At 36.7% G+C, this 23,636-nt stretch carries 22 protein-coding genes; 15 read left to right on the top strand and 7 right to left on the bottom strand.

Going from position 1 to position 23,636, the window contains the following annotated elements; all coding sequences use genetic code 11:
* The first annotated feature begins 135 nt into the window (after positions 1 to 135).
* From dnaA to BMY21_RS10925, 11 genes are all read left to right on the top strand, one after another.
* On the top strand, positions 136 to 1,566 hold the full coding sequence (dnaA, locus tag BMY21_RS10975) for a chromosomal replication initiator protein DnaA (RefSeq protein WP_074644098.1): 1,431 nt from the start codon (positions 136 to 138) through the stop codon (positions 1,564 to 1,566).
* Positions 1,567 to 1,796: 230 nt separating this feature from the next.
* Positions 1,797 to 2,918 (top strand): DNA polymerase III subunit beta, encoded by a 1,122-nt coding sequence (gene dnaN / locus BMY21_RS10970; protein WP_074644096.1) that lies wholly within the window; start codon positions 1,797 to 1,799, stop codon positions 2,916 to 2,918.
* Position 2,919: 1 nt separating this feature from the next.
* Positions 2,920 to 4,020 (top strand): DNA replication/repair protein RecF, encoded by a 1,101-nt coding sequence (gene recF / locus BMY21_RS10965; RefSeq protein WP_074644094.1) that lies wholly within the window; start codon positions 2,920 to 2,922, stop codon positions 4,018 to 4,020.
* Complete coding sequence (locus BMY21_RS10960; protein ID WP_074644092.1) at positions 4,013 to 4,561, top strand: DciA family protein; 549 nt, start codon at positions 4,013 to 4,015, stop codon at positions 4,559 to 4,561. The genes recF and BMY21_RS10960 overlap by 8 nt, the downstream gene beginning before the upstream one ends.
* 73 nt (positions 4,562 to 4,634) lie before the next feature.
* A complete protein-coding gene (gene rpmH / locus BMY21_RS10955) occupies positions 4,635 to 4,790 on the top strand; it encodes a 50S ribosomal protein L34 (protein WP_022932870.1) in 156 nt (51 codons plus the stop codon).
* Between the two features lie 11 nt (positions 4,791 to 4,801).
* Positions 4,802 to 5,164, top strand: a complete 363-nt coding sequence (rnpA, locus tag BMY21_RS10950) for a ribonuclease P protein component (RefSeq protein WP_074644090.1) — start codon at positions 4,802 to 4,804, stop codon at positions 5,162 to 5,164.
* Positions 5,165 to 5,168: 4 nt separating this feature from the next.
* Positions 5,169 to 5,426, top strand: coding sequence for a membrane protein insertion efficiency factor YidD (gene yidD / locus BMY21_RS10945; RefSeq protein WP_083379839.1), 258 nt, complete (start codon positions 5,169 to 5,171; stop codon positions 5,424 to 5,426).
* Between the two features lie 21 nt (positions 5,427 to 5,447).
* A complete protein-coding gene (yidC, locus tag BMY21_RS10940) occupies positions 5,448 to 7,265 on the top strand; it encodes a membrane protein insertase YidC (RefSeq protein WP_074644088.1) in 1,818 nt (605 codons plus the stop codon).
* A 38-nt stretch (positions 7,266 to 7,303) separates the two neighbouring features.
* Complete coding sequence (gene jag / locus BMY21_RS10935; RefSeq protein WP_074644086.1) at positions 7,304 to 8,005, top strand: RNA-binding cell elongation regulator Jag/EloR; 702 nt, start codon at positions 7,304 to 7,306, stop codon at positions 8,003 to 8,005.
* Entirely contained in the window at positions 8,005 to 8,817 is an 813-nt protein-coding gene (locus tag BMY21_RS10930; RefSeq protein WP_074644083.1) for a DUF6675 family protein, read from the top strand. The genes jag and BMY21_RS10930 overlap by 1 nt, the downstream gene beginning before the upstream one ends.
* Positions 8,818 to 8,828: 11 nt before the next feature.
* Entirely contained in the window at positions 8,829 to 9,869 is a 1,041-nt protein-coding gene (locus tag BMY21_RS10925) for a peptidylprolyl isomerase (RefSeq protein WP_074644081.1), read from the top strand.
* Positions 9,870 to 9,926: 57 nt separating this feature from the next.
* On the opposite strand, the gene metF is transcribed toward BMY21_RS10925, so the two are convergent.
* Positions 9,927 to 10,805 (bottom strand): methylenetetrahydrofolate reductase [NAD(P)H], encoded by an 879-nt coding sequence (metF, locus tag BMY21_RS10920; protein WP_074644079.1) that lies wholly within the window; start codon positions 10,803 to 10,805, stop codon positions 9,927 to 9,929.
* A gap of 214 nt (positions 10,806 to 11,019) precedes the next feature.
* Here metF and BMY21_RS10915 point away from each other — a divergent pair, with 214 nt between their 5' ends.
* Complete coding sequence (locus tag BMY21_RS10915; protein ID WP_074644076.1) at positions 11,020 to 13,872, top strand: M16 family metallopeptidase; 2,853 nt, start codon at positions 11,020 to 11,022, stop codon at positions 13,870 to 13,872.
* Positions 13,873 to 14,004: 132 nt separating this feature from the next.
* Here BMY21_RS10915 and BMY21_RS10910 read toward each other — a convergent pair whose 3' ends face one another.
* The 5 genes from BMY21_RS10910 to BMY21_RS10885 form a co-directional block, all read right to left on the bottom strand.
* On the bottom strand, positions 14,005 to 15,402 hold the full coding sequence (locus tag BMY21_RS10910) for a sodium-dependent transporter (protein WP_074644073.1): 1,398 nt from the start codon (positions 15,400 to 15,402) through the stop codon (positions 14,005 to 14,007).
* 92 nt (positions 15,403 to 15,494) lie between these two features.
* Positions 15,495 to 17,195 carry a phospholipase D-like domain-containing protein gene (locus BMY21_RS10905; RefSeq protein WP_083379838.1) on the bottom strand — a complete coding sequence of 567 codons (1,701 nt, stop codon included), beginning with the start codon at positions 17,193 to 17,195 and terminating at the stop codon, positions 15,495 to 15,497.
* Between the two features lie 53 nt (positions 17,196 to 17,248).
* Positions 17,249 to 18,133, bottom strand: a complete 885-nt coding sequence (locus BMY21_RS10895) for an SPL family radical SAM protein (protein ID WP_074644065.1) — start codon at positions 18,131 to 18,133, stop codon at positions 17,249 to 17,251.
* A 75-nt stretch (positions 18,134 to 18,208) separates the two neighbouring features.
* Complete coding sequence (locus BMY21_RS10890) at positions 18,209 to 18,757, bottom strand: ClbS/DfsB family four-helix bundle protein (RefSeq protein WP_074644064.1); 549 nt, start codon at positions 18,755 to 18,757, stop codon at positions 18,209 to 18,211.
* The gene (locus tag BMY21_RS10885; protein WP_177177752.1) at positions 18,758 to 19,720 is read right to left on the bottom strand and encodes a DUF3781 domain-containing protein; all 963 of its coding nucleotides are present in this window, start codon (positions 19,718 to 19,720) and stop codon (positions 18,758 to 18,760) included.
* Positions 19,721 to 19,950: 230 nt separating this feature from the next.
* Between BMY21_RS10885 and BMY21_RS10875 the strand changes: the two genes are divergently transcribed.
* The 3 genes from BMY21_RS10875 (at position 19,951) to BMY21_RS10865 (ending at position 22,653) form a co-directional block, all read left to right on the top strand.
* A complete protein-coding gene (locus tag BMY21_RS10875; protein WP_143064216.1) occupies positions 19,951 to 20,655 on the top strand; it encodes a helix-turn-helix domain-containing protein in 705 nt (234 codons plus the stop codon).
* 107 nt (positions 20,656 to 20,762) lie between these two features.
* A complete protein-coding gene (locus tag BMY21_RS10870; protein ID WP_074644059.1) occupies positions 20,763 to 21,599 on the top strand; it encodes a hypothetical protein in 837 nt (278 codons plus the stop codon).
* A 10-nt stretch (positions 21,600 to 21,609) separates the two neighbouring features.
* Positions 21,610 to 22,653, top strand: coding sequence for a S41 family peptidase (locus BMY21_RS10865; protein WP_074644057.1), 1,044 nt, complete (start codon positions 21,610 to 21,612; stop codon positions 22,651 to 22,653).
* On the opposite strand, the gene BMY21_RS10860 is transcribed toward BMY21_RS10865, so the two are convergent.
* On the bottom strand, positions 22,634 to 23,572 hold the full coding sequence (locus BMY21_RS10860; protein ID WP_177177751.1) for a helix-turn-helix transcriptional regulator: 939 nt from the start codon (positions 23,570 to 23,572) through the stop codon (positions 22,634 to 22,636). The genes BMY21_RS10865 and BMY21_RS10860 overlap by 20 nt on opposite strands.
* Positions 23,573 to 23,636 lie beyond the last annotated feature (64 nt).

Genomic DNA, 23,636 nt, shown 5'->3' with positions numbered 1-23,636 from the left:
AAGAAAATATATAAGAATAGTTAATTTTACAGAATTTTCCCTTTAAATTCAATAAAGCTTATAACTAACCGTTGTTAGTTTGAGAAAAATTATAAAATACTTGAAGAAATCTTCTAACTCTAGGATAATAAAAGAATGTCAGAAAATAATTATAAAGAGGCTTGGGAGTACACGATGAAAGTACTCCATGATTTATATAAATCGCAAAATAAAGGAGATGAATTTAAACTCTGGTTCAATATGAACTACGTAGAAGACACTATTGATACTATCACTGTGTCTGTTGCATCTACATTCCTTCAGCAGTCAATGCAGAGAAAGGGAAATTTTGATATCGTTCTTAAAAAACTCAAGGAAATTACAGGTCAGGATGAAATTAAACTGAACGTTGTTGTAATTAAAGAGGAAAATTCAGAAGCAAAAGAATCTAAAAAATCAGATACATCTGAATCAAATATTGCAGAAGAAAAATCAGTTAAAGAAAATAAGCCTTCAGAATCAAATGAAACAAAAAAAACAGGCTTTAAAAAACATCAGCTGCTTGATGAAGAATATACTTTTGATACTTTTATTCCAGGTGATAACAGTAGATTTGCATATAATGCTGCTATAGCTGTAGCCAATGAACCTGGAAGAAAATATAATCCGATTCTTTTTTATGGTGGATCAGGTCTTGGAAAGACTCACCTTATGCAGGCAATCGGAAACTATATTAACAACAATAATACTGAAAAATTAAAGATCTGCTACGTATCTGCAGAAAGCTTTACAAATGAATTTATTCTTTCTCTTAAAGAAAAAACTGAAAAAGCTTTTAAGAATAAGTACAGAAATCTTGATGTACTTTTACTTGATGATATTCACTTTCTCCAGGGAAAAGAATCAACTCAGGAAGAATTGTATTTAACTTTTGATGCTCTTTCACAGAAAAAAGCTCAGATGGTTTTTACATGCGACCGTCCAATCCGTGAAATCAAAACTATGGCTGAAAGACTTGTAAGCCGTATTTCAAGCGGTATGTGTATTGATCTTCAGCCACCTAACTATGAAACCCGTTATGCAATTCTTCAGAAAAAAATTGAACTTCAGAATAGAGTTCTTGAACCTGAAATTATAGATTTTATTGCAAGAAATGTAGAAACTAACGTTCGTGAGTTGGAATCTGCTCTTGATAAAGTTCTTGGTTATGAAGAACTGATTGGTAAAAAATTAAACATTGATATCGTAAAAAATCAGCTTCGCGATATTATCAGTTCTAATTCTACAGAAAATATTTCGCTTGATATTATTCAGAAAGTTATTGCAGAAAACTATCAGATTTCTGTTGCAGATTTGAAGAGCAAAAAGCGTGATAAAAAATATGTAGTTCCTCGCCAGATTGCTATTTATATTGCCCGTGAACTTACTGAAATTGCTTATACTGAATTAGGCAATGAATTTGGCGGTAAAGATCATTCTACAATTATGACTGCATATAAAAAGATTGCTGAACAGATCAAAATTGATTCAACACTGGAATCTAAAATCCAGCTTTATATAAGAGAAATTAAGGAGTATAAAAAGTAAAAATTTGTTGATAAATTGCCGCTTTAAAGTGGATAAATTGACAAATATTAATTAAAATGTGGATATGTGGACAAAAAGTTAATTAAGTCATCCGATTTATTAACAATTTAAATCTTTGAAATATAAAGAATTAAATGTGTTTTCCACAGTATTCACAGCCCTTATTATTACTATTACTAAATTTAAAAAATTTAATAAATAATAAATAATGTGTAAAAGGAGATAAAGAAATGAAATTCACATTCGACAGAGACGCAATGATTAAAGAAATTTCAATTGCACAGGAAATTATTACAAATAAAAGTCCTGTTTCTATTCTTTCTAATATTTTAATCATAGCAGAGAATAATTCACTTACAATTAAAGCTACTGATTCAACAGTAAAGTTTACAACTGTAATTCCTGTTGATATTCAGGAAGAAGGCCGCACAACAATTTTCTGCGACAAGTTTATGAGTATTCTTTCTTCTTTACCTTCTGGCGAAATTGAATTCATTCAGGAAGATATTGGAGTAACAATTAAACCAATTTCTAAGAAAGTTAAATTCCAGCTTAAGAGTCAGGCAAGTGATAAATTCCCTGAGTCTGGTACAAGCGACAATGTTCCATTCTTTGAACTTCCTGCAAAGGATTTCAAAGAGATGATTAAGGAAACAATTTTTGCTGTTTCTGATGACCGCAACCGTTATTTCATGACTGGTGTTTACTTCATCAAAAATGATGAGACACTTACAATGGTTGCAACTGATGGTCGTCGCCTTTCTTGCGATAACAAAACAGGCTTCAGTATTCCTGATTTCCAGCCGGCAATTATTCCTACAAAAATTCTTTCTTGTATTTTGAAGAATGCTCCGGATGAAGGAAACATTCAGGTTGCTGTAGTTGATAAATCTATCTTTGTAAAATTTGGAAATCTTGAATTCTCTTCTGTACTTATCGAAGGTCAGTTCCCTAACTACCAGAAGGTAATTCCAGAAAATCTTACAATGTCATTCATGGTTAATAAGGCTGATCTCGATGCAGCTCTTAAACGTACAACAATCATGGTTGATAAAAAAGTAAGCAGAATTATTTTCAAGATTTCTTCTGGTGTTCTTAAGCTGATTTCTCCAGAGTCAGATATTGGTACTGCAGATGAAGAGATTCCTTGCCGCTATGATGGCCAGGATATTTCTATGGCATTGAACTTTACTTATGTAACAGAACCGCTCAAAGTTATTGATTCAGAAAATGTTGTTTTTGATTTCAATATCAATGACGTTGACGGCGATGCAAATATTACTAAGGCTGTAATTATGCGCAGCGAAACTGGCGGAGATTACATCCACGTAATCATGCCAATGAATTACTAGGATGCCGTTTCTTTATCAAACATTTTATAATTTCCGAAATCTTAAAAATGATAAAATAGACCTTTCGAACAGAGAGGTCTATTTTGTCGGTGAAAACGGGCAGGGCAAGAGTAATATTCTGGAGTCGCTTTATTATGCGTCTTACGGAATTTCTTTTCGAACTCATGTTGATTCACAAATTGTAAAAAAAGGTGAAAAAGATTTCAGCGTTAATTCAATGTTCAAAAAAGATGAAGGAGATATTCAACGCGTCTCTGTAATTTTTGAGAACAACAAAAAACGAATAGAAAAAAACGGAAAAAAAATTCAGGACAGAAAAGAGCTTATCAATACAATTCCATGCATTCTTTTTTGCCATGATGATTTGCGGTTTGCAACTGGCGAACCAGAAGCCCGCAGATTTTTTATTGATCAGTCACTTACACTTTATGATTCAACTTACATTGATGATTTACGAAATTACAAAAAAGTTTTAAAGAGCCGAAATTTAATTTTAAAAAATCATCAGTATGATGTGCTTGATGTTTTGGACAGTCAGCTCGTTCAGTACGGACTTGTGATTCAGGAAAAACGTAAAAAGGCAATTTTTCTTTTTAATCAGATTTTTGGAAAAGTCTTTGAAGAGATAACAGGCATTGAGGGGCTCTCAATAAATTATCATCCGTCATGGAAAGAGCTTGATGCAGATGGCCAGAAAATTTTTCCTGCTTCGCAGGATATTTTAAATTTGCTTTTAACTAACCGTGAGCGAGATAAAAATCTTGAAACAACACTTTCCGGCCCACACCGCGACCGCATTGATTTTGTAAAAGATCATCATCTTTTTATACCGACTGCATCAACAGGACAGTGTCGTTTAATTTCACTTTTATTGAGAGTTGCACAATCAATTTATTATACACGCGCAACCGGCCTTCGGCCGGTACTCTTAATGGACGACGTTCTCCTGGAACTCGATCCTGACAAAAGAGCAAAATTAACAGAAATGCTTCCTGAGTATGATCAGCTCTTCTGTACATTTTTACCGGGCGAACCTTATGAACGCTATATGCATGACACAACTAAAGTGTATAAAATAAGACAAGGTGAATGGTATGAATAATAGAATAATTTCCGCCGCCGACATGATGCTGCAGGCTGCAAATATTGGAACCTCCGAGGCTAACGAAATTTGCAGTGTCTGGAAAAAAGTTGTGTCTGGTATTCATTCAAGTAAATACGAATCTGAAGTTAGCGAAAGACGCATGCCAATTGGAGAACGCCTTGCAGGAAATACACGCGTCATCGATTTGAAGAACGGTGTTCTTTTAGTTGAAACAGATCATCCAGGCTGGATTCAATATCTGAAGATGTATCAGAAATTTATTATCAATGGGCTTAAGATGAATCTGCCGAAACTTAAAATCAGTTCACTGGCTTTTCGTGTGTCTGGTGAGAAGGTTAGTCTCAGCGAGAGTTATGAAAATCAGCTTGCTAAAGAAAGAAAAGAAATGGCTGCAAAATTAGAAAAGCAGGAAAAGGAATTGAAAAAATACGATAAAGGCAGTGAAAATACCGAAAAAAGGGAAAATAAACTGCCTCCAGAGCTTCTAGCTAAATTTGACAGTATACGGAATAGCATGCTTGACCTATCGCAAGAATAAATGATATATTTTATTACTATTTTTGAATTCTTTTTTTAGAAATTTAAATTATTATATATAAGGAGTACGTTCCATGAAAAGAACATATCAACCAAGCAAAGTAAAGCGCAACAGAAAATTTGGATTCAGAGCTCGTATGGCAACAAAGGGCGGACGCAAGGTACTTGCTAGAAGACGTGCTAAGGGTCGCGCAAAGCTCTCAGTTTCTGACGAAAAGAAGAAGTACTAATTTTTTAAGGGATGGAAACAGACTTGATAAAAACGGGATTTTTTAAACGTGAAGAGCGGATAAAGAATCCCGCTGATTTTAAAAAGCTGTTTAAAGACGGAAAAAAGATAAGTATTCCGGGTGCTAAGCTTTTCTATTTAGAAAACAATCTTGGAATGAATCGTGTCGGTTTTCCTTTGATGCGCGGCTACGGTAACGCGGTCGAAAGGAACTTATCAAAAAGGTACAGCCGTGAAGTCTATCGATTACTAAAATCACATCTGAACACCGGATATGATATGCTATTCTTAATATATCCCGGAAATGATTCGTTCCACTCGCGATGTGATCAAATTCGTTTATTGTGTCAAAAGGCAGGATTAATTCAGGAATAAGGCTATGTTGAAAAAACTGGCCGTCATTTTAGGCGGAGCCATAAGTAAATTTTTCACAAAACTTTTCTGTTTTTTAATTCGTGCTTATCAAATTTGTATTTCGCCATTGCTTGGGAAAAACTGCAGATTTACTCCCACTTGTTCTGCATATGCTCTTGAAGCAATAAAAAAATACGGTCCGGGTAAGGGCCTTTTTCTCTCGATTAAACGAGTTCTCAAATGCAATCCATTTCACGAAGGCGGTTACGATCCTGTGCCTTAAACTTAAGAGGAATGCAAAAAAATGGATAAAAACACTATATGGGCAATTGTTCTTTCAACACTTGTTATTATTGCTTCTTATCTGATTTTGCCTAAATTTTTCCCTGGCCTTAATATGATGGGCTTAGGAAACCAGGCAAATGCTCAGGTACAGACAGAAGAAACTGCGGAGCCTCAGGAGTTTTCTCTTGAGTCAACAGAACTCAGCGAATTAGCAGAAAGCGAAAATGATTTCTTTGATGATGCTGAAGCAGAAGAAGTTCTTGTTGAACAGAAATATACTATCAGAACAGATAAAGTAGAAGCTGTTTTCACTAATAAGGGTGGAGACATCATCAGTTATAAACTTCTTGATCATAAAGATATGGATACTGATGATTTTGTACAGCTTTCTGATAACATCAACAGCAAGAACAGAACATGTGCAATTGCATTTGGAAAGGCTGATTCAAAAATTATTGATGACATTTTCAATGCAGAAACAGATGGTAATAAAATCACTTTTACAAAGACACTCAATGTAAACGGCAAGAAAACAACTATGCGTAAGGTTTATACCTTTATGGATGGTGAATATGTTTTCAAGCTTGATGTTCTTATTCATACAGCTGATTCTAATGGAATTGATCTTGGAGGAACTGCTTACACAATCAGAACTTCTCCACAGATTGGTCCACACTTTAATCCAAAACAGAATCGTTATGAACGCCGTGAATTTATTTCATATAACGGAAATAAATATAAGAAGATTATGCTTAGCAACGGTCAGTTCAAAGAATACGATAAAGATATGATCTGGAGCGGTATTGCAGGAAAATACTTCATTGAACTTATGATTCCTAATGCTCCGGAAACAGTAAAAACTAACTGGTATTCTTCTAATGTAGAAGTAAATAATTATGCTAATGCTCAGGCATTTATTGAGCGTTCATCGTTCAGTGGTTCAGATATTTCTGATACTTACTATATGTACTTTGGTCCTCGTAATGATAAGGATCTTAAGCGCTATAATATTGCAGAAAATAACGGCTGGAACATTGGTGGTAAAAAGATCAGCCAGGCATTACAGACAAGCGGCTGGCTCAACTGGCTCGAAAAGATTCTTAAGGTAGTTCTTGAGATGTTGAATAAGCTTTTCCATAACTGGGGTGTTTCAATCATCATAATGACACTTATCCTTAAGGTAATTATGTTCCCGCTTTCTAAGAAGCAGTCTCTGGGTACTCTTAAGATGCAGGATCTTCAGCCTAAACTTAAGGCTCTCCAGGATAAATATAAGAATGATCAGCAGAAACTTCAGCAGGAAACTTCAAAGCTTTATCAGCAGGCTGGATATAATCCTGCAAGCGGATGTCTCCCAATGGTTTTCCAGTTCCTCATTCTTTTTGCTATGTATAACCTCTTTAACAACTACTTCGAATTCCGTGGTGCTATGTTTATTCCAGGCTGGATTCCAGACCTTTCTACAGGTGATGTTGTAAAGACCTTAAGTAAAAATATTCCGTTAATTGGTAATCAGATTCGTCTTTTACCTGTAATCTATGTGGCTACTCAGTTGTTATCTGGTAAGATAACTCAGAATGGTCAAACAGCAGCTCCAGGTCAGAGTCAGGCTACAATGAAGTTCATGATGTACGGTATGCCGTTAATGTTCTTCTTCCTGTTCTACAATGCTCCATCTGGATTGCTTCTTTACTGGCTTACCAGTAACGTTCTTCAGATTTTCCAGCAGCTTATCATCAATAAGATGATGAAGGAAAAAAGAGCAGAAAAAGATGCAGGCTTTAAGGCAAAAGAGCAGAAAGTTCTTCCACCAAAAGCTAAAGGAAAGAAAAAATAATAATGACCGCTACGCGGCCAATCTAGGAGATAAATAAAATGACTTACGAGTTTGAAGGAAAAACTGAAAAAGAAGCTATCGAAATGGCAGTAAATGAGCTTGGTCTTGAAAGAGATCAGTTCGATGTAGAAATTCTTGAAACACAGAAAAACTCAATTTTTAAAAAAGGTTATGTAAAAATCAGAGTTCATACTCTTGATGATAATGATAATGGTTCAAACTGGGTAAATGAAGCTTCAGAAGAAAAGCATTCACGCCTTGTTGCAGATCCACTTCCACAGGGAGAATTTGAGCAGAAACTCATTGAATTCATCAAAACTGTTGTTGAAAAAATGGGTTATGATGTGAAAGTTGAGGTTTCTTATCGTGAAGAAAAGAAGCTTGGAATTCGTCTTGATTCATCTTACTCTTCAATCCTTATTGGACGCAAGGGAAAGAACCTCGATGCTCTTCAGCTTCTTGCAAACATCTACGCTGGACGTCTTGGTCACGAAGAAGTTCGCGTAATTCTTGATACAGAAAACTACAGAATCCGTCGTGAGGAAACACTTGTTCGCCTCGCATATACTACAGCAGATAAAGTTCGTCAGTCACACAATTCTATTCTGCTTGAACCAATGAATCCGTTTGAGAGACGTCTTATTCACACAACTTTGAATGACATTCCTGATGTTGAAACAAAGAGTGAAGGAGAGGGCGTATTCAAACAGGTTCGCGTTCTTTACAAAGGAATTCGTTAATGGGATTTAATTTGATTAAAAAGATGGGCCTGATGCTTTTAGCAGGTGCAGTTTTCACCGGTACAGTATTTGCCGATGAAAACGCCAAAGTAAAAGGAATGGTCAGCGCACAGCTTTATGAGCAGCTGGTTAAAGAAGGCAGCATTGCAGATTATCGTTACGATGGTTTAGAAGAATTTAAACTTCTTCCTAAATCTGTTTACAGTGAAGGTTTATTCAGAACGATGATCAAAAAAGAGCCTGGAAATTTTCCATACACTTACGAAGGTCTTCATCTTATTAAAAAAGCAGATCTTCTTAAGCAGGGAAATTCAGGCAAAACATCAATAACTATTGATGATATTTCTAAAGTAGTTCGTTCACTTTCTACAATGGAAGGATTGAAATATTATTCAACTACAAGAAATAAAGAAATGGTTCTGTTCAAAAAATGCTATATGATTGCAGGAGCTGATGATAAAACTAAAGTTCCTGATCAAAATACAGGTAATGCAGATGGCCAGATTTCTTATTGTCTTCAGGATGACAGCAGTTTTGGTGTAAACACTTACAGACTTACTTATCATCAGAATGAAGATTCTTTGTGGTGTAATTTTACAATTCTTGACAAAATGGGAATTGGACCATTTAGACCAATCCATCCGGGAAAAATGATTATCAATATTCTGGTAATAGATTGCGGTGACGATATACTTTTATATCTGTGTACCGATACAGACAGTCTGAAATTACCTGGCATTAAGGGACAGATTACAAAGTCCATGCTTGCCAGAATGAATGCTGTTTATGAATGGTTCAAAACTCAATTCTAAGAGGTAATAAAATGAAACTTAAAAAAACTATTATTGCAGGTCTGCTGGCAATTTTTGCATTATCTTCTTGCACAGCCGCAGGTACTAAGGGGAAAAACATGGAAGCATTGAAAGGAAAAGAAGGCGTATTTGCCGTTCTTGAAACAGAAAAGGGAACTATCATTCTTAATCTTTTTTATAAAGAAACTCCAATGACAGTTGCAAATTTTGTTGGTCTTGCAGAGGGAACTCTTGATGCAGCAAAGGGAAAGCCATTCTATGATGGTTTGAAATTCCATCGTGTAATTTCTGATTTTATGATTCAGGGTGGTGATCCACAGGGTAATGGTACTGGTGGTCCTGGATATAAGTTTGCTGATGAATTTGTTGAAGGATATGTATTTGATAAGCCTGGTAAACTTGCTATGGCAAACTCTGGTGCTAATACAAACGGAAGTCAGTTCTTTATTACTCATGTTCCAACAGACTGGCTTAACTACAAACACACAATTTTTGGTGAAGTTCTTGAGGGACAGAATGTTGTAGATACAGTTGCTCAGGGAGACACCATTAAGTCTCTTACAATTGTTCGCCAGGGTAAAGACGCAGAAGCATTCAAAGTAACTCAGAAGAGCTTTGATGAACTTAAAGCTGCAGGTGCTAAAAAAGCTGCTACATTCAAAGAAGAACTTGCAAAGAAAACAATTGCTAAGGTAATCGAAGGCTGTGAAAAGTCTAAGAGCGGTATTTACTACCAGATTCTTAAACAGGGCAGCGGTGCTGTTTGTGGAAAAGGAAAGAAAGTAACTGTTGAGTACAAAGGATATCTTCCAAGTGGACAGCTTTTTGATGCTTCTAAAGAATTCCATCCACAGGGACATGACCCAATTGAATTCACAACAGCTGGTGGACAGATGATTCCTGGTTTTGATGAAATGGTTCAGGAAATGAAATACGGTGAAACAAGAAAGATGGTAATTCCACCTGAGCTCGCTTATGGAAGCTATGGTGTTCCACAGGCTGGAATCCCAGGTGATTCATATATCTGCTTTGATGTTAAGCTTGTAAAGTAGGCGAAGATAGCAGAACCGTTAAAAACGAAGCCGACTCATTAATATGAGCCGGTTTTTTTATTTAATAATTGGTGGAACATCAAATAAGCTCTTTGTAGCTTCGTAAATTTTGCGTGCTACAAGAGGGTTATTCATTGTGTAAAGGTGAATACCTTGAACTCCGTGAGTAACAAGATCAATTATCTGATCAATAGCATAGGCAATACCAGCGTCACGGATAGCTTCCGGATGGTCGGCATAGCGGTCCATCATATCAGTAAACTTTTTAGGAAGCACGGCGTTTGTCATACTGACCATTCGTTCTATTGATTTTTTATTTGTAGCCGGCATAATACCAGCCTCAATAGGCACATTTATTCCTTTAATCTGACAGCGTTCCAGGAAGCGGTAGAACTGTGCATTATCAAAGAAAAGCTGTGAAAGCAGGTGAGTGGCACCGGCATCAACTTTCTTTTTCAGGTAATCAATATCATCATAAACATTTTTTGACTGTGGATGAAGTTCAGGATAACAGGCACCAAAAATCTTGAATTGTTTTCCGTCAGTTCTTTTTGAATCAAATTCCTGTATAAATTGAATAAGATCACTTGCGTGATGGAAATCATTTGCAGGTTCTTTACCTTCAACACGGTCTCCACGAAGTGCAAGGATATTTTCTATTCCAGCATTCTGAAACTGTTCCAGTACATACTGAGCATCCTGACGTGTCATATTCAAACAAGGCATATGGATTACAGATTGAACACCGCAAACGTTTTTAATATGCTTTGCAATTTCTACAGAATTATTGCAGTTTTCGCTTCCACCGGCTCCGAAGGTTACGGAAATAAAATCTGGAGAAAGACCTTTTAACTCATCGAGAGTAGAAAAAATAGTATCGATTGGCATGGTCTTTTTAGGAGGAAATACTTCGAATGAAAATATTGTTTTAGTCATATTGTGTTATTATATAAAGAAACGAATATGTGGTAAAGACAAACAAAATCATTCAAAGCTATGACATTTGTCATAAATCTTAGGTAACTTTAGTTATTTTGAATGATTTAAATGTATAAAATGTTATATTACTTATGACAATTATATTATAATTTGTCTAAGAAAAAACACAAAACTATCAGTATGATAGTTGTAAATTTCCTAGGGGGATAAAATGAAGTTATTAAACAAAGGTATTGTATCTTTTTTTGCAGCTGTTTTTGTTACTTCATTACTTTTTGTAACCGGATGTTCATCATCAAAAGTTGCTTCTGGTAATGGAAAACAACTGGTTATGGACTCTGCAATTAAGCAGGGTAAACTTGACAATGGAATGTCATATTTTATTCGTGAAAATGGAGAACCAAAAAATCGTATCCAGCTTAGACTGGTTGTAAAAGCTGGTTCGTGCATGGAGGAAGACGATCAAAAAGGTGTTGCTCATTTTGTAGAACATATGTGTTTTAATGGAACTGAGCATTTTGAAAAGTCTGCAATCGTTGATTATTTTGAATCTATTGGTATGCAGTTTGGACCAGAAGTAAATGCATATACTAGTTTTGAAGAAACTGTTTATATGCTTGAGCTTCCAGCTGATGACCCGGAGATATTAAAAACAAGTCTTATGGTACTTCATGACTGGGCTAGTGCTGTTTCTTTTAATCCGGAAGAAATCGATAAGGAACGTGGTGTAATTGTTGAAGAATGGCGTCTTAGAAATCAGGGTCTTAATGGACGTGTTACAGATAAGTTAATTCCACTTATTTTCAAGGATTCAAGATTTGAAGGAAGATTACCAATTGGAAGCATGGATGTAGTTAAAAATGCTCCTTACGATCGTATTAAAGATTTTTATAAGAAATGGTATAGACCGGAACTTATGTCTGTAGTTGCAGTAGGTGATGCAAAATCAGATGTTCTTGAAAAAGCGATTAAAGAAGTGATGGGTACAATTCCTGCTTCAGAGAAGAAGATTAAATCACCAGAATTTAAAGTTCCTTTGCAGACTAAGAAAAAAATTGAAATAATGCGCGATAAAGAGTTGAACATTTTGCAGGTTGAAATCTATCAGCAGGCAAAGGATAACTCTCCTGTAACAACAGTAGAGCAGCTCAGAAAAGAATATGCACTTAATATTGCTGCAAGCGTATTGAATATGCGTTGCCAGGAAATTTCAAATCAGCCTTCTGCAGAATGGTTAGGTGCAGGTGTTGGATCTACAGGTTTTGCAAATAATAATCCTATTTATGTAATGCAGCTGTTTCCTAAAACAGACCGCTTTGAACAGGCTTTTAAAGCATTCTTAGATGAATATGAACGTTTTATGCTTCATGGAATTACTGAAGCAGAGCTTAATAGAGCAAAGCAGTCTATGTTGCAGAGTTTCCAGCAGAACTATGCTAATAAGGATAAACATCCTTCAGCAAATTTTGCAGGCAGTATTGTAAGTCATATTGTAAGTGGACGTATTTATTTATCTGATGAAGATGCTTTCAAATTAGATACAGAAATTACAAATCAGATTACTGCTGAGGAAATTCTTGAAGTTGCAAAAGAAGCATTTGAAAATCGTGGAACTTTGATGCTTGTTCTTGTTCCTGAGTCAATGAATGCACCTTCTGAAAAGGAAATTCTTGATATCTGGAATAATTACGAAAGTGAATCAGCAAAAGAAGCTTATGTGGATGATACAGGCGATAATAAGCTGATGGATAAGCCGTCAAAAAAAGCTAAGGTTACTGAGAAAAAAGCAATCAAGGAACTTGGCGGAACTCAGTATACTTTTGAAAACGGTGTAAAAATCATTACTAAAAAAACTGATTTCCAGAAAGACTCAATTGTAGTTTATGGTGGAAGCAAGGGTGGATATTATCAGCTGAAGGAAGAAGAAATTCCTTCTGCAAAGATTGCCAGGGAATATGCTTTGTATTCTGGTTTTAATGGAAAAACTTTGAGTCAGATAAAGAAAATTGCAGCTCCATTAAATCTGAATATCGGTTTTGAAATTAATAATACAGAAGAATGTTTTTATGGAAATGCAAACAAGTCAAATATTGAAGAAACCTTGCAGTATATAAACATTGCGTTTGATAAGCCTCAGTTCACTGAAGAGGGTTGGACAACTCTTATAAATCAGTATAAGCAGGTTGCAGAAAACTATGGTGCTCAGCCTTCAAGAGTTTTCAATGATAAGATTAACGAAATGCTTTACGGTAACAACTTATATTTTGCTCCATGGAATATGGATTACATCAATAAAATGAATCCTGAAATTGCAGAGCGTGTTTATCGTGAACGTTTTGGAAATCCTGCAGATTTTACTTTTGTATTTGTTGGTGATTTTGATGAGAAGAAGCTTGTAGATTTGTGTGCATACTATCTTGGAACTCTTAAAACAAATGATGTAAAAGAAGAAACAAAATATGTATACTTCCCATTCCCTGAAACAAGTAAGACAACAACTGTTAAAAAAGGAATCGATCAGAAGGGTGATGTTTACATGTGCTTTGGTGGTGAATTGCCAGAATGTAAAGATTTAGAAATCAGCTATAAAGAAGGCAAGATAATTGATCAGCTTGCATCTGTACTCGATATTCGTTTGCGCGAGGTTATTCGTGAAGATAAGGGTGGTTCTTATGGTGTAAGTACAGGCGGATTTATTGATGGCTGGCCAGAGCGCTTCTATAAGGTTTATATTGATTTTGGTTGTGAACCTTCAAGAGAAGAGGAGCTTCAGGCAGTTGTAATTGAAACTATAAAGGATATTCAGAGTGGTAACATTTCTGATGAGCTGATTCAAAAGTTGAAAGAAACTTATACCAGAACTATTGAAACTTCGGTTAGAAATAACTACTGGTGGTTGAACAGAATTGGTAGTGAGATTTTGTTTACTTATGAACCATTATGGTATACAAATGATACAGGTCGTGTAAATGAGTGGATTACAAAGGAAGCACTTGTTGAAGCTGCTAATAAGTATCTGGATACTAACAGAATTGTTACTGGATATTTGAAGCCAGAGAAATAAAAAGAAGACTGCCAGGGGATTTTAAGGGGGTGACCCCTTAGGAGAAGGGGTAGCGTAAAATAAAAAGGCTGCGGTGGTTTACCACTGCAGCCTTCTTATTTGGAGTGAGGGGAAGTCTTTCCCCTTCAAAAATTAAAGAATACCGATTCCCTTCAAGAGGATGATGAAAAGAAGGATTGGTGCGACGAACTTAATCATTACAACGTAGAGAGTCTTACGACCGAACTTTTCACCATTGAGGGTAATCTCATCGATTGTTGTTTTTGGCTTAGCAACCCAACCGATAAGGATACAAGTAAGAAGACCAATGATTGGCATGAGAACGTTGTTACTTGCGTAGTCGAGGATATCGAGAATCTGACCAACACTACCGTTCGGAAGTTTGAGGTCGAAGTAGAATACGTTGTATCCGAGACAAACGATGATTGAAACAACGAATGTGCTTGCTGCCATAACGAGAGTAGATTTCTTGCGGCTCCACTTGAACTTATCCATCATAGAAGATGTGATTGCTTCGAGAATTGATACAGCAGAAGTGAGGGCGGCGAACATTACCATTACGAAGAAGATGAGACCGATGAACTCACCGAACTTACCAAGAGAGTTGAATACTTTTGGAAGTGTGATGAACATAAGTCCTGGACCTGCAGACATACCTTCTTTTCCAGAGAATGCAAATACGGCTGGGATAATCATCATACCAGCGAGAAGAGCGATACCTGTATCGAAGATTTCGATCTGGTTTACAGACTTACCGAGGTTAACATCTTTCTTCATGTATGAACCGTAAGCAATCATAATACCCATAGCAATTGAGAGTGAGTAGAAAAGCTGTCCCATTGCATCAAGACAAACTGTAAGGAAGCCCTTGAATGTGAGTCCTTCAAAGTTTGGAATGAAGTAAACTGCAGCACCCTGGAGACCTGTACGTGTTACGCCAGCTTCGTCTGTGTGGCTGATGAAAAGTGAGTAGATTGCAATGAAGATTACAATTACAACAAGAATTGGCATAAGGATTTTTGAATACTTTTCGATTCCGTGCTCAACACCTTTATAAACAATAATGAAACAGAGAACTGCAAAAAGAACTGTATAGAAAATTGGCTGCCACTGTGATGTGATAAAGCCTGTGAAGAATCCGTCTGCAACTGCAACCTGGCCCTGGAAAGCGAGGTAGCTGAACATGTACTTCATTACCCATCCACCGATTACACAGTAGTAAGGATAGATGATGAATGGTACGACGAAAGAGAAGATTCCGAGGAAGCCCCATTTCTTGCTGATTTTTGAATAAGCAGTAAGAGGACTTTCCTGAGTCTTTCTACCAATTGCTACTTCTGTGATGAGAAGAGCAAAACCGAATGTAAGAGCGAGGGCAAGGTAAACTACGAGAAAGAGTCCACCGCCATCTTTTGCTGCGAGATATGGGAAGCGCCAGATGTTTCCAAGACCTACGGCACTACCTGCTGCAGCGAGAACGAACCCGATTGAACCAGTAAACGAGTTGCGCTGTTTTGTTTGAGTTTCCATAAATAAACCTCTAAAAAAATTTTTTTACGGAAAGCATTTTAACATAAAAGAGGGCTTTGCGTCATTAGAAGAGATTGTTATTGAAGGAAGTATTAAAACAGTGGTGCGAAGATGCGGAAAAGGCGGCCGAGTACTCTCTGATAAAGAGGAATCTTTTTATAATCACCTTTCTGCATGTGAGTACAGTCTTTGAGGGTTTCATCAAAATCTGCTTTTGCATCGTGTACCACTGGTGAATCTAAAAAGACAACTCCATTTTCGAAATGATGATAGAGGCTTCTGTAGTCGAGATTCACTGAACCAATGGTTGCGATATGGTCATCAGCGATGAACATTTTAGAATGGATAAAACCTTTATTGTAGAGATAAACTTTTATTCCGTTATCAACAAAAGATTCCAGATATGTTTTTCCAATGCAGAATGTGAGAAGATGATCTGGAACTGATGGCACGATGATAGAAACTTCGACTCCGCGGGCTGCGGCAAAGAACAGGGCTTCCTGTAACAGGTTATCTATGAGGATATAAGGAGTTGTGATGTTCAGATATTTTTTTGCATTATTTATGATGTAGAAATAAATGTTTTCTGCAATGTCTTTGTTGTTGAAAAAGTCGTCGCCGTAAGGGATGGTGATGCCGGGGTGTGCGGGGAGGGCTTGTTTAGGAGCGAGTTCTTGTTGTGTACCGGGGATTTGCTGAGAGTTGAAGTCTTGTGATGCACTGGGTGACTGCTGAGGGTCGAGATCTAGTTGTGTACTGAGGGCCGGGAGATATGGAGAAAAATCTTCAGGAGTTTTGGAATAAAGATTCCAGTTCTGCAGGAAAAGCTGCATGAAGGTGTGGACAGCGATTCCCTGTATTTTAACAGCATTGTCTTTCCAGTATGGAAAGCGGTTTTTACCACGATTGAAATATTCGTCGGCAAGATTAAGACCGCCGGTAAAGGCTGTCTTGCCGTCGATGATTACGATTTTACGGTGGTCACGGTTATTGAGGTGTGTTGAAACAATCGGAATGATTGGGAGGAATACCCTCGAATCAAAGCCCTTTGATTTCAGATACTTCTGATAGAACGAAGTAGAAGCTACAGGGGATCCGAGGCCGTCGCAGAGGATTCGGATTTCAACTCCATTTTTCTGGCGTTCCTGAAGTGCGCTTAAAATCTCGTTCCAGGAACTGTCTACATCGATAATGAAAAATTCAAGGAAGATAAATTTCTGTGCGTTTTTAATTTCTTCTATCAAGGCTGGGAAAAAAGTTTCGCCATTTGGATAATAAGTTGTATTGCAGTTCTTGTAAGGAAAGAAAAAATTATTTGTGAGGTAGTAGATTAAATCTGCAGATGGATTTTTAGAGAACTCGCGTATCAATTCTTTCTGTTCTCTGAGTGAAGAAGGTATGTTTGCCGGAAGTAAGATTTCAGTTTGTTCACGAAGCAAGGCGAGTCTTTTTGAGTGTCGATGTGAGCCTCGGTTTGTATGATACATAAGGTATGCGGCGATGCTGAACAGTGGGACGAAGATCATCGGAACGATCCAGGCGAGCTTGAACTCGTTGCGTCCTTTTTTGTTTACTATGAAAATCATGAACCCGGCTGTGAGGGCGAGGGAAATTCCAAAATAGACTTCGAGGTATTTTTCGAGTCGGAAAATGAAAAAGGCCAGAAGGAAGATTTGAATGGAGATGAACAGGAAGTTGATTATGAGACGGCTGTAAACGTTCTTATGAAAAATTTTGAAACGCTTTTTGTCTTTGATGATTTCATAATTTGATTTTTTAGAATGCTTTTTCATAATCAATTAAATAATAAACTGATTAGTCAATTTTGTCATTCATACGTTTGTAATTAAAATAATTCTGGTTGAAGAGGGTCGTTGTCTGGAAACTTTTCAATCCATTTGAAAACAGAATCAGTACCTAGCATGATGTTGTTGCGTTTACAGAGTTGTGAGAGATAAGACATAAGGGCGTGACTGTTCGGACTGTTTACCATGTAATTGTAACCGAAAGTTTTTATGTAGCGTTGCTTGAGAGAAATCTGATCAGCAGAAAGTGATGGAAAATTACGGTCTAAGGCGGCATAAAAATATTCGCGGTTACCTTCTCGCAAAGTGAGCCCAATTCCAAAGCAGATGATTGCGTGAACTCCGGCCCGGGCACAAAGGTCTACAATGCCTTCGATATTTTCTTTTGTGTCGTTTATGAATGGGAGAAGCGGGCTGAACCAGACAACGGTTGGAATGCCGGCTTTGTGAAAGGCCTGAAGTACTTCGAAGCGTCGGCTTGTTGGACAGACATTGGGTTCAATTTTTTTACAGAGAGTGTCGTCTGCGGTGGTGAGTGTCATTTGAACTACAGCCTTTGTTTTTTGATTTATGTGAGTAAGAATATCGAGGTCACGAAGTACAAGATCTGACTTAGTAATAAGAGTTGCACCGAAATTATAGCGGTCTATGATTTCGAGGCAGCGGCGTGTAAGCTGGAGTTCTTTTTCTAAAGGGATGTAAGGATCGCACATAGAGCCGGTACCTATCATGCAGCGCTTTCGCTTTTTTTTGAGAGCGGCTTCGAGAAGCTCGGGTGCGTTTTGTTTTACTTCTATGTCTTCAAAATCATGAGTGAACTGATAACATTTACTTCGTGAATCACAATAGATGCAACCGTGGGAACAACCACGATAGATGTTCATACTGTGAGGAGTAAGAATTGTTTTTGCGTTCACGAAGTGCATGTTTGTATTATAGCATGAAAATATGACAAGGTGATGTCATATTAAAAATCTCTTTTGAAAAAAATATAAGTTTGATTATTTACAATTCTTAATATGAGCTTTGATTTTTTTCATAGCCCAGTCGTAGTGGCTTGAGGTTGTACTGACACAATAATCTCCAAGCGCTGCGTTTCCTGTCCATGCAAAATACTTTGGAATAAAAAGTTCTTCGTTTGAATAACTCTCTATCAGATTTATTACATCGGCGTGGCTTTTATCGAGCAACTTTCTAGCTTCTTCCAGACTTGTTTTCTGATGATTATTCCAGAACATTACATTCATTGCGCCATAAGTTTTCCACGAATATTCTGATGGGAGGAAGGCAATGGCTGATTTTTTGTCAGTGATGTCTTTATTGTTTTTCGGAAATTTGAGCATAAGCTGATGCCATTCATAAAGGTGTATAAGGACATCGCGGACATTTCTGTCGCGGCTCCAGTGAGCTTCTTTCTTGCTTGGTTCGCCTGAAAAATCAAATGGTGTATTAAGTTCTTTTTCAGACATTCCGTCGATGAGCTTGATAAGTTTGTCATAGTTTTCTTTTGCTGCTGTAAGCAGGTCGTCTTTAGTTTTTGGTCTTGGCATTTAGTTCTCCTTGTTTATTATATCACTGAATTCTTTAAGAAGTTCAGTAGTGTATATTTTTTCTCTGGTAGAAGTACGAACTTCTTTCCAGAGGATTGAAGCGGTTTTGAGTTTATTTTTAAAGTGAGTGGTGGCTGGGTCAGCGCAGAAGTCGTGAACGAACTTGTTCCATTGTAGAGAGACTTTGTCGTATTTTGCGTAAGTTTTAGTGCCGTAAAAAATGTCGAGGAGGTCACCGAGGGTGAAAGAGATATCGTTGGTTTCCTTTACTTTACGAACAGTGGCTACCATATCGACGTTGAATTTGAAATTATCGATTCCAGTCTGTTGAGAGAAAAAATCGCGAAAGCGCTGGTTGAAGCAGAAACCGCATTCTATGAGGCTGGTTTGGGTGGTGAGAGTGGTGATGGAAGTGGCAGCCTTTGGGGAAGTATGGTGTTTGGTAACTGAGGGGCTGAAAGTGTTTGATTTTTTTGGTGGAATGAAATTGCCTTTAAAGTATTCTTCTATGTTGTGGTTGAGTTCTGCTTTCATACCTGAGGCATCGATATTCAATGATTTGCAGATAGTCTGGAGCTCTTCGCGGTACCAGTAATATTTAGAAAATTCTTCATAGGATTTGATGGCGGTGAAAGAAGGGCGCTTTGTGATGGTGGTTTCGTGTTTCGACAAACTCAACAACCGACTGCTGCGCGGATATTTAACTGCTGTTGTATGAGCAGTGATAATAGTATAGCTGTATGCATTTACTGTGATGTATATTCCATCAATTTCACAGTACCAGTTCTTGCCTTGGCGAGTGATTTTGCAATCTGGGGATGAAATCTTCTTTTTGCAAAAATCCACAACATCAGTAATACTTTCACCCAGAGAAAGATTTTTTCTGATACGTTCTGATCCCATAGGAGTAGTGTAAATCTTGTTGAGATTCGATAATAATGGGCAATTATCTGCGTTGATCATGTTTTTATTATAGGATCTTAAATATGACAATGGCATGTCATATTTAAAAATATTATTTTTTTCATTTGTGATATGCTATACTATTATTTAAGGAGTACTTTTTGGAAGAAATAATTCTTTTTGCAGCCTGTATATTTTCTTTTGCTTCTGTGTTGATATCACTTTTATTTTTTTTCAGATATAAAAAGAATTTTTTTCTTCATGTTCTTTTGATACTTTTTTCTTTTTTTATGATAAGTACAAACAATCTGTATGCTGTAATTCACAGTCCGCTTGTTGAACGAATTCCTATCGGTATTTTTGGTGCATTCCTTTCATTATTCTTTTCTTATGGCATTGTCAATTTTACATTTGATCTGATTCAGATAAGCAGTTCAGCCTCTATCCGAAAATTTGTTTTATCATATTCAATAATTGTTTTTGTATTTTCTATTATTCTGATTTTTTTGACTAACTTTTCAAAACCCGCTTTTATCTTAAACTTAATCGGATTATGGATACCAACAGGTTTTTCATTGGTCATCAGCATCAGCTTTTTTAAGCGAATTGATACTGGAGTTTTCAGAAAAGAAAAATGGATGATTCTTTTTCTTGCGATATTTAATCTAATTCTTTCTTTTGTGCTTCACAGTGCTCCGTTCATTTTTATAATTTCAATTTCTCTTTTAGTTTATCATGTTTTCTATCATTTCTATTTTTTGTCTCCAATTTCAAAAACAGAAAAAACTTTGAAAGAAGAATTCATAAAAGATTTTGGAATTACAAAAAGAGAGCAGGAAATCATTGTTGCCCTCTTACATGGTAAGTCAAACAAAGAACTTGCAGAAACACTTTTTGTCAGTGAAAAAACAATAGAAACTCACCTTGCAAATATTTACAGAAAAGTTGGAGTAAAAAACAGGCTGGAACTTTTCTCACGTCTTCAAAACGACTAAGGGTTTACCCTGAATTTCAAATTCCAATTAAAATCAGTACAGACCCTAATATCTTTCTTAACCTTCAGAGAGTAAAGTTACAGCGAAAACTTTTCTGGAGGTTGTACATGAAAATCAAAAAATTCTTATCTGTAATTATTGGGTTGTTTATATTGTCACTTTCAATTTTTGCAGAGGAAAAGAAAACTCAGGTAGAAATATCCTTATCGATAAACTGGACTTTCGGCTGCTATAAGGAAACAAGCTTTGCAAATATTTCCCAGAAAATTCTTGCTCCAAGGTTTCAGCTGGATTCAAAGATTTATTCTGGAAATATGCTTCATATAATCACAGCCGATTATTATTTTTGTCATCCGAAATCAGAAATGACAAATACGGCTGTAGTGTACAAGAATTATGATCCTGTTTCTGGCGAATCTTATTATGAGGCTTTTCAAAGTAATCTGGCATTTCATCGAATTAGACTGCAATATGATGCGGCTTACGATGTTTTAAAAAATGAGAAATATGTTTTATTTGTGGGCGGAAATTTTTCATGCAATGCTTATCTTCAATTTGAAAATTACCCGTCTATCACAGGAATAATTTCGATAGGTCCAACAACAGTTTTTAAATACAACATGGATGAAAGAAACTCTTTTATGGTAACAGGTTCTATGCCTTGGTTTGGCTATGGTGTAAGTCCGCCATATGCAGGATGCGATGCTCAGCTTATGAAATATGCGGAAGAAAATTTTATGAAAATTCTAACTCTTGGAAATTTCTTAAGTCTTCATAATTATCAGAGCATCAGTTTAGGATTTGATTACAAGTTCAAAGCTTCGAAACATTTTTCAACGGGACTTGGCTTCGGATTTGAATATTCGCGAATTGCTGTTCCAAAAGAACGGCCTTTATATTATCTGGATGGAAATTTCAGAACCATGGTATCAGTAAATTTTTAGGAGGATTAAAATGAGAAAAAATAATTTCATAAGTATTGTTGTGTTTTTACTTATCTCAATGATTTTGTTGCAGGGTTGTTCTTTCTTTTATGGAGAAACTCCTGATCTTACATACAACGAGATGTTTGATTCTTTGTGGAAAGATTACGATGAGACTTATGCTTTGTTCGAAGTGCGAGGTGTAGATTGGGATGAGCAATATAAAAAATGCAAGCCTTTGGTTTCTGATAATATGACTGACAAAGAATTTTTTGAAGTACTTAAAAAACTTCTGTATCCGTTGAAAGATTCTCATGTATATGTAAAAACTCCTTTTGGAAGTTTAAACTCTGGGGAAGACAATTCAACCATTGATAATTTTTCACTTACAGAAGTTTGCAATCAATATATTGAAAATCCAAAAAAATGCGGTAATAAGATTATTACTTATGGAACATTAAAAACTGATGATACGGTTGGGTATATTCATATTGCAGCTTTTTCGAGTGGACAGACTGGAATCAATCAGAAACAGGATTGGGCTGGTGAAATAGATACAGCATTGGAAGAATTAAAAAATACACGCTGTATGATTCTTGATGTTAGAGGCAATCGTGGTGGTTTAACAGGGAATGTAACCAGAATATCGGGACGCTTTTGTTCAGAAAATAAAGTATATGCAGTTTCGCGAACAAGAAATGGAACCGGTAAAAATGATTTTGGTCCTGGAGTAGAACTGGAAATCAAAAAGAATGGAAGCTGGCAATATACAAAGCCTGTAATACTTTTGACGAATGCTCAGACAATGAGTGCAGGTGAAGAGTTCTCTATGGCAATGACATCGCAGCCTCATGTTATTCAGGTTGGTAATCATACCTGTGGAGTTTTCTCACTTGCTCTGGAACGCTGTCTTGTAAACGGCTGGAAGTATGCTGTATCTGTTCAGAAAGTAACAGATCCGGATGGAAAAACACCGGAAGGAAAGGGTATAGTTCCGGCGCCAGAAAACCTGATATTAAATCTTTCTGCAGCTGAAGATTTGCAAATGCAAAAAGCTATCGAGTTATGTAATTAATAAGCACGTCATTGGCAAGTTTAATAATTCTTTCACGAACTGATTTTGGTGAAAGAATTTTGAGATCTGGCCCAAAGCCTAGAAGCAGATCCTGCAGCCAGTCTTCATCTGGAACAGTGAAGCTGGCTGTAATACTTCCGTCTTTGTTTGGTACTACTTCAGAACAAATAAAGGTATCAAGCAGATATGAGATTTTATTATTTGAAACCTTTGCTTTTATTGTAATCATTTTAGGCTTAGGTCTTTGATTTTCAGATTGTGAATTAACAACCGGAACAGAAAAGCGGGTTACTGTAGCAGTACGTCCAGTCATTGAAATATTTCTCATTCTGGAAAGTTTGAAAAATCTTTCGGCTTGTCGTGTCGTACACCAGCCCTGTAAATACCAAGCCTGACCTTTGTAAACCAGTTTCCAGGGATGAACAAGACGATGTTCAGTTTTTCCATCTCCACGAAAATATTCAAAGGAGACCTGACGTTTTTTAAGAATACATTCGCGAAGAGTTCCAAAGAGTTTTCGAACTTCGCTGCCTTCAGGACTCCAGGGAGAGAAATCAACTTCGAGCCAGTCAGTATCTGTGGTAACAAGACTTGAAATTTTTTCGGCTGCTTTTAAATTTGCATTAACTGCAGAAGACGGGTTTCCCGTCAGACTGTTAAAGGCTTTTACACTTGAAACAATAGCAAGACGTTCTTCTTCAGAAAGGATTCGTTTATCAAGAGCATATTTTTCTGAGATGGCAATTCCGCCGCCGCGGCCTTTAAGGGAATAAACAGGAACTCCGGAAACCGAAAGAGCGTCTATCCAGCGATAAATGGTTCGGGTAGAAACTCCAAATCGTTTAGCCATTTCACTGGCGGTGGACTGTTTTTTATCAATGAGGATATAAACAAATTCGAAAAGCTGATCTATCTGCATAAGGAAATTATACAGCTGAAAATATGACATCGCAATGTCATATTTAATACTACTCGACATCACA

This window comes from Treponema bryantii (genome assembly GCF_900111035.1).
Classification (GTDB): Bacteria; Spirochaetota; Spirochaetia; order Treponematales; family Treponemataceae; genus Treponema_D; species Treponema_D bryantii_C.
This window is presented reverse-complemented; position numbering and strand designations above follow the sequence as displayed.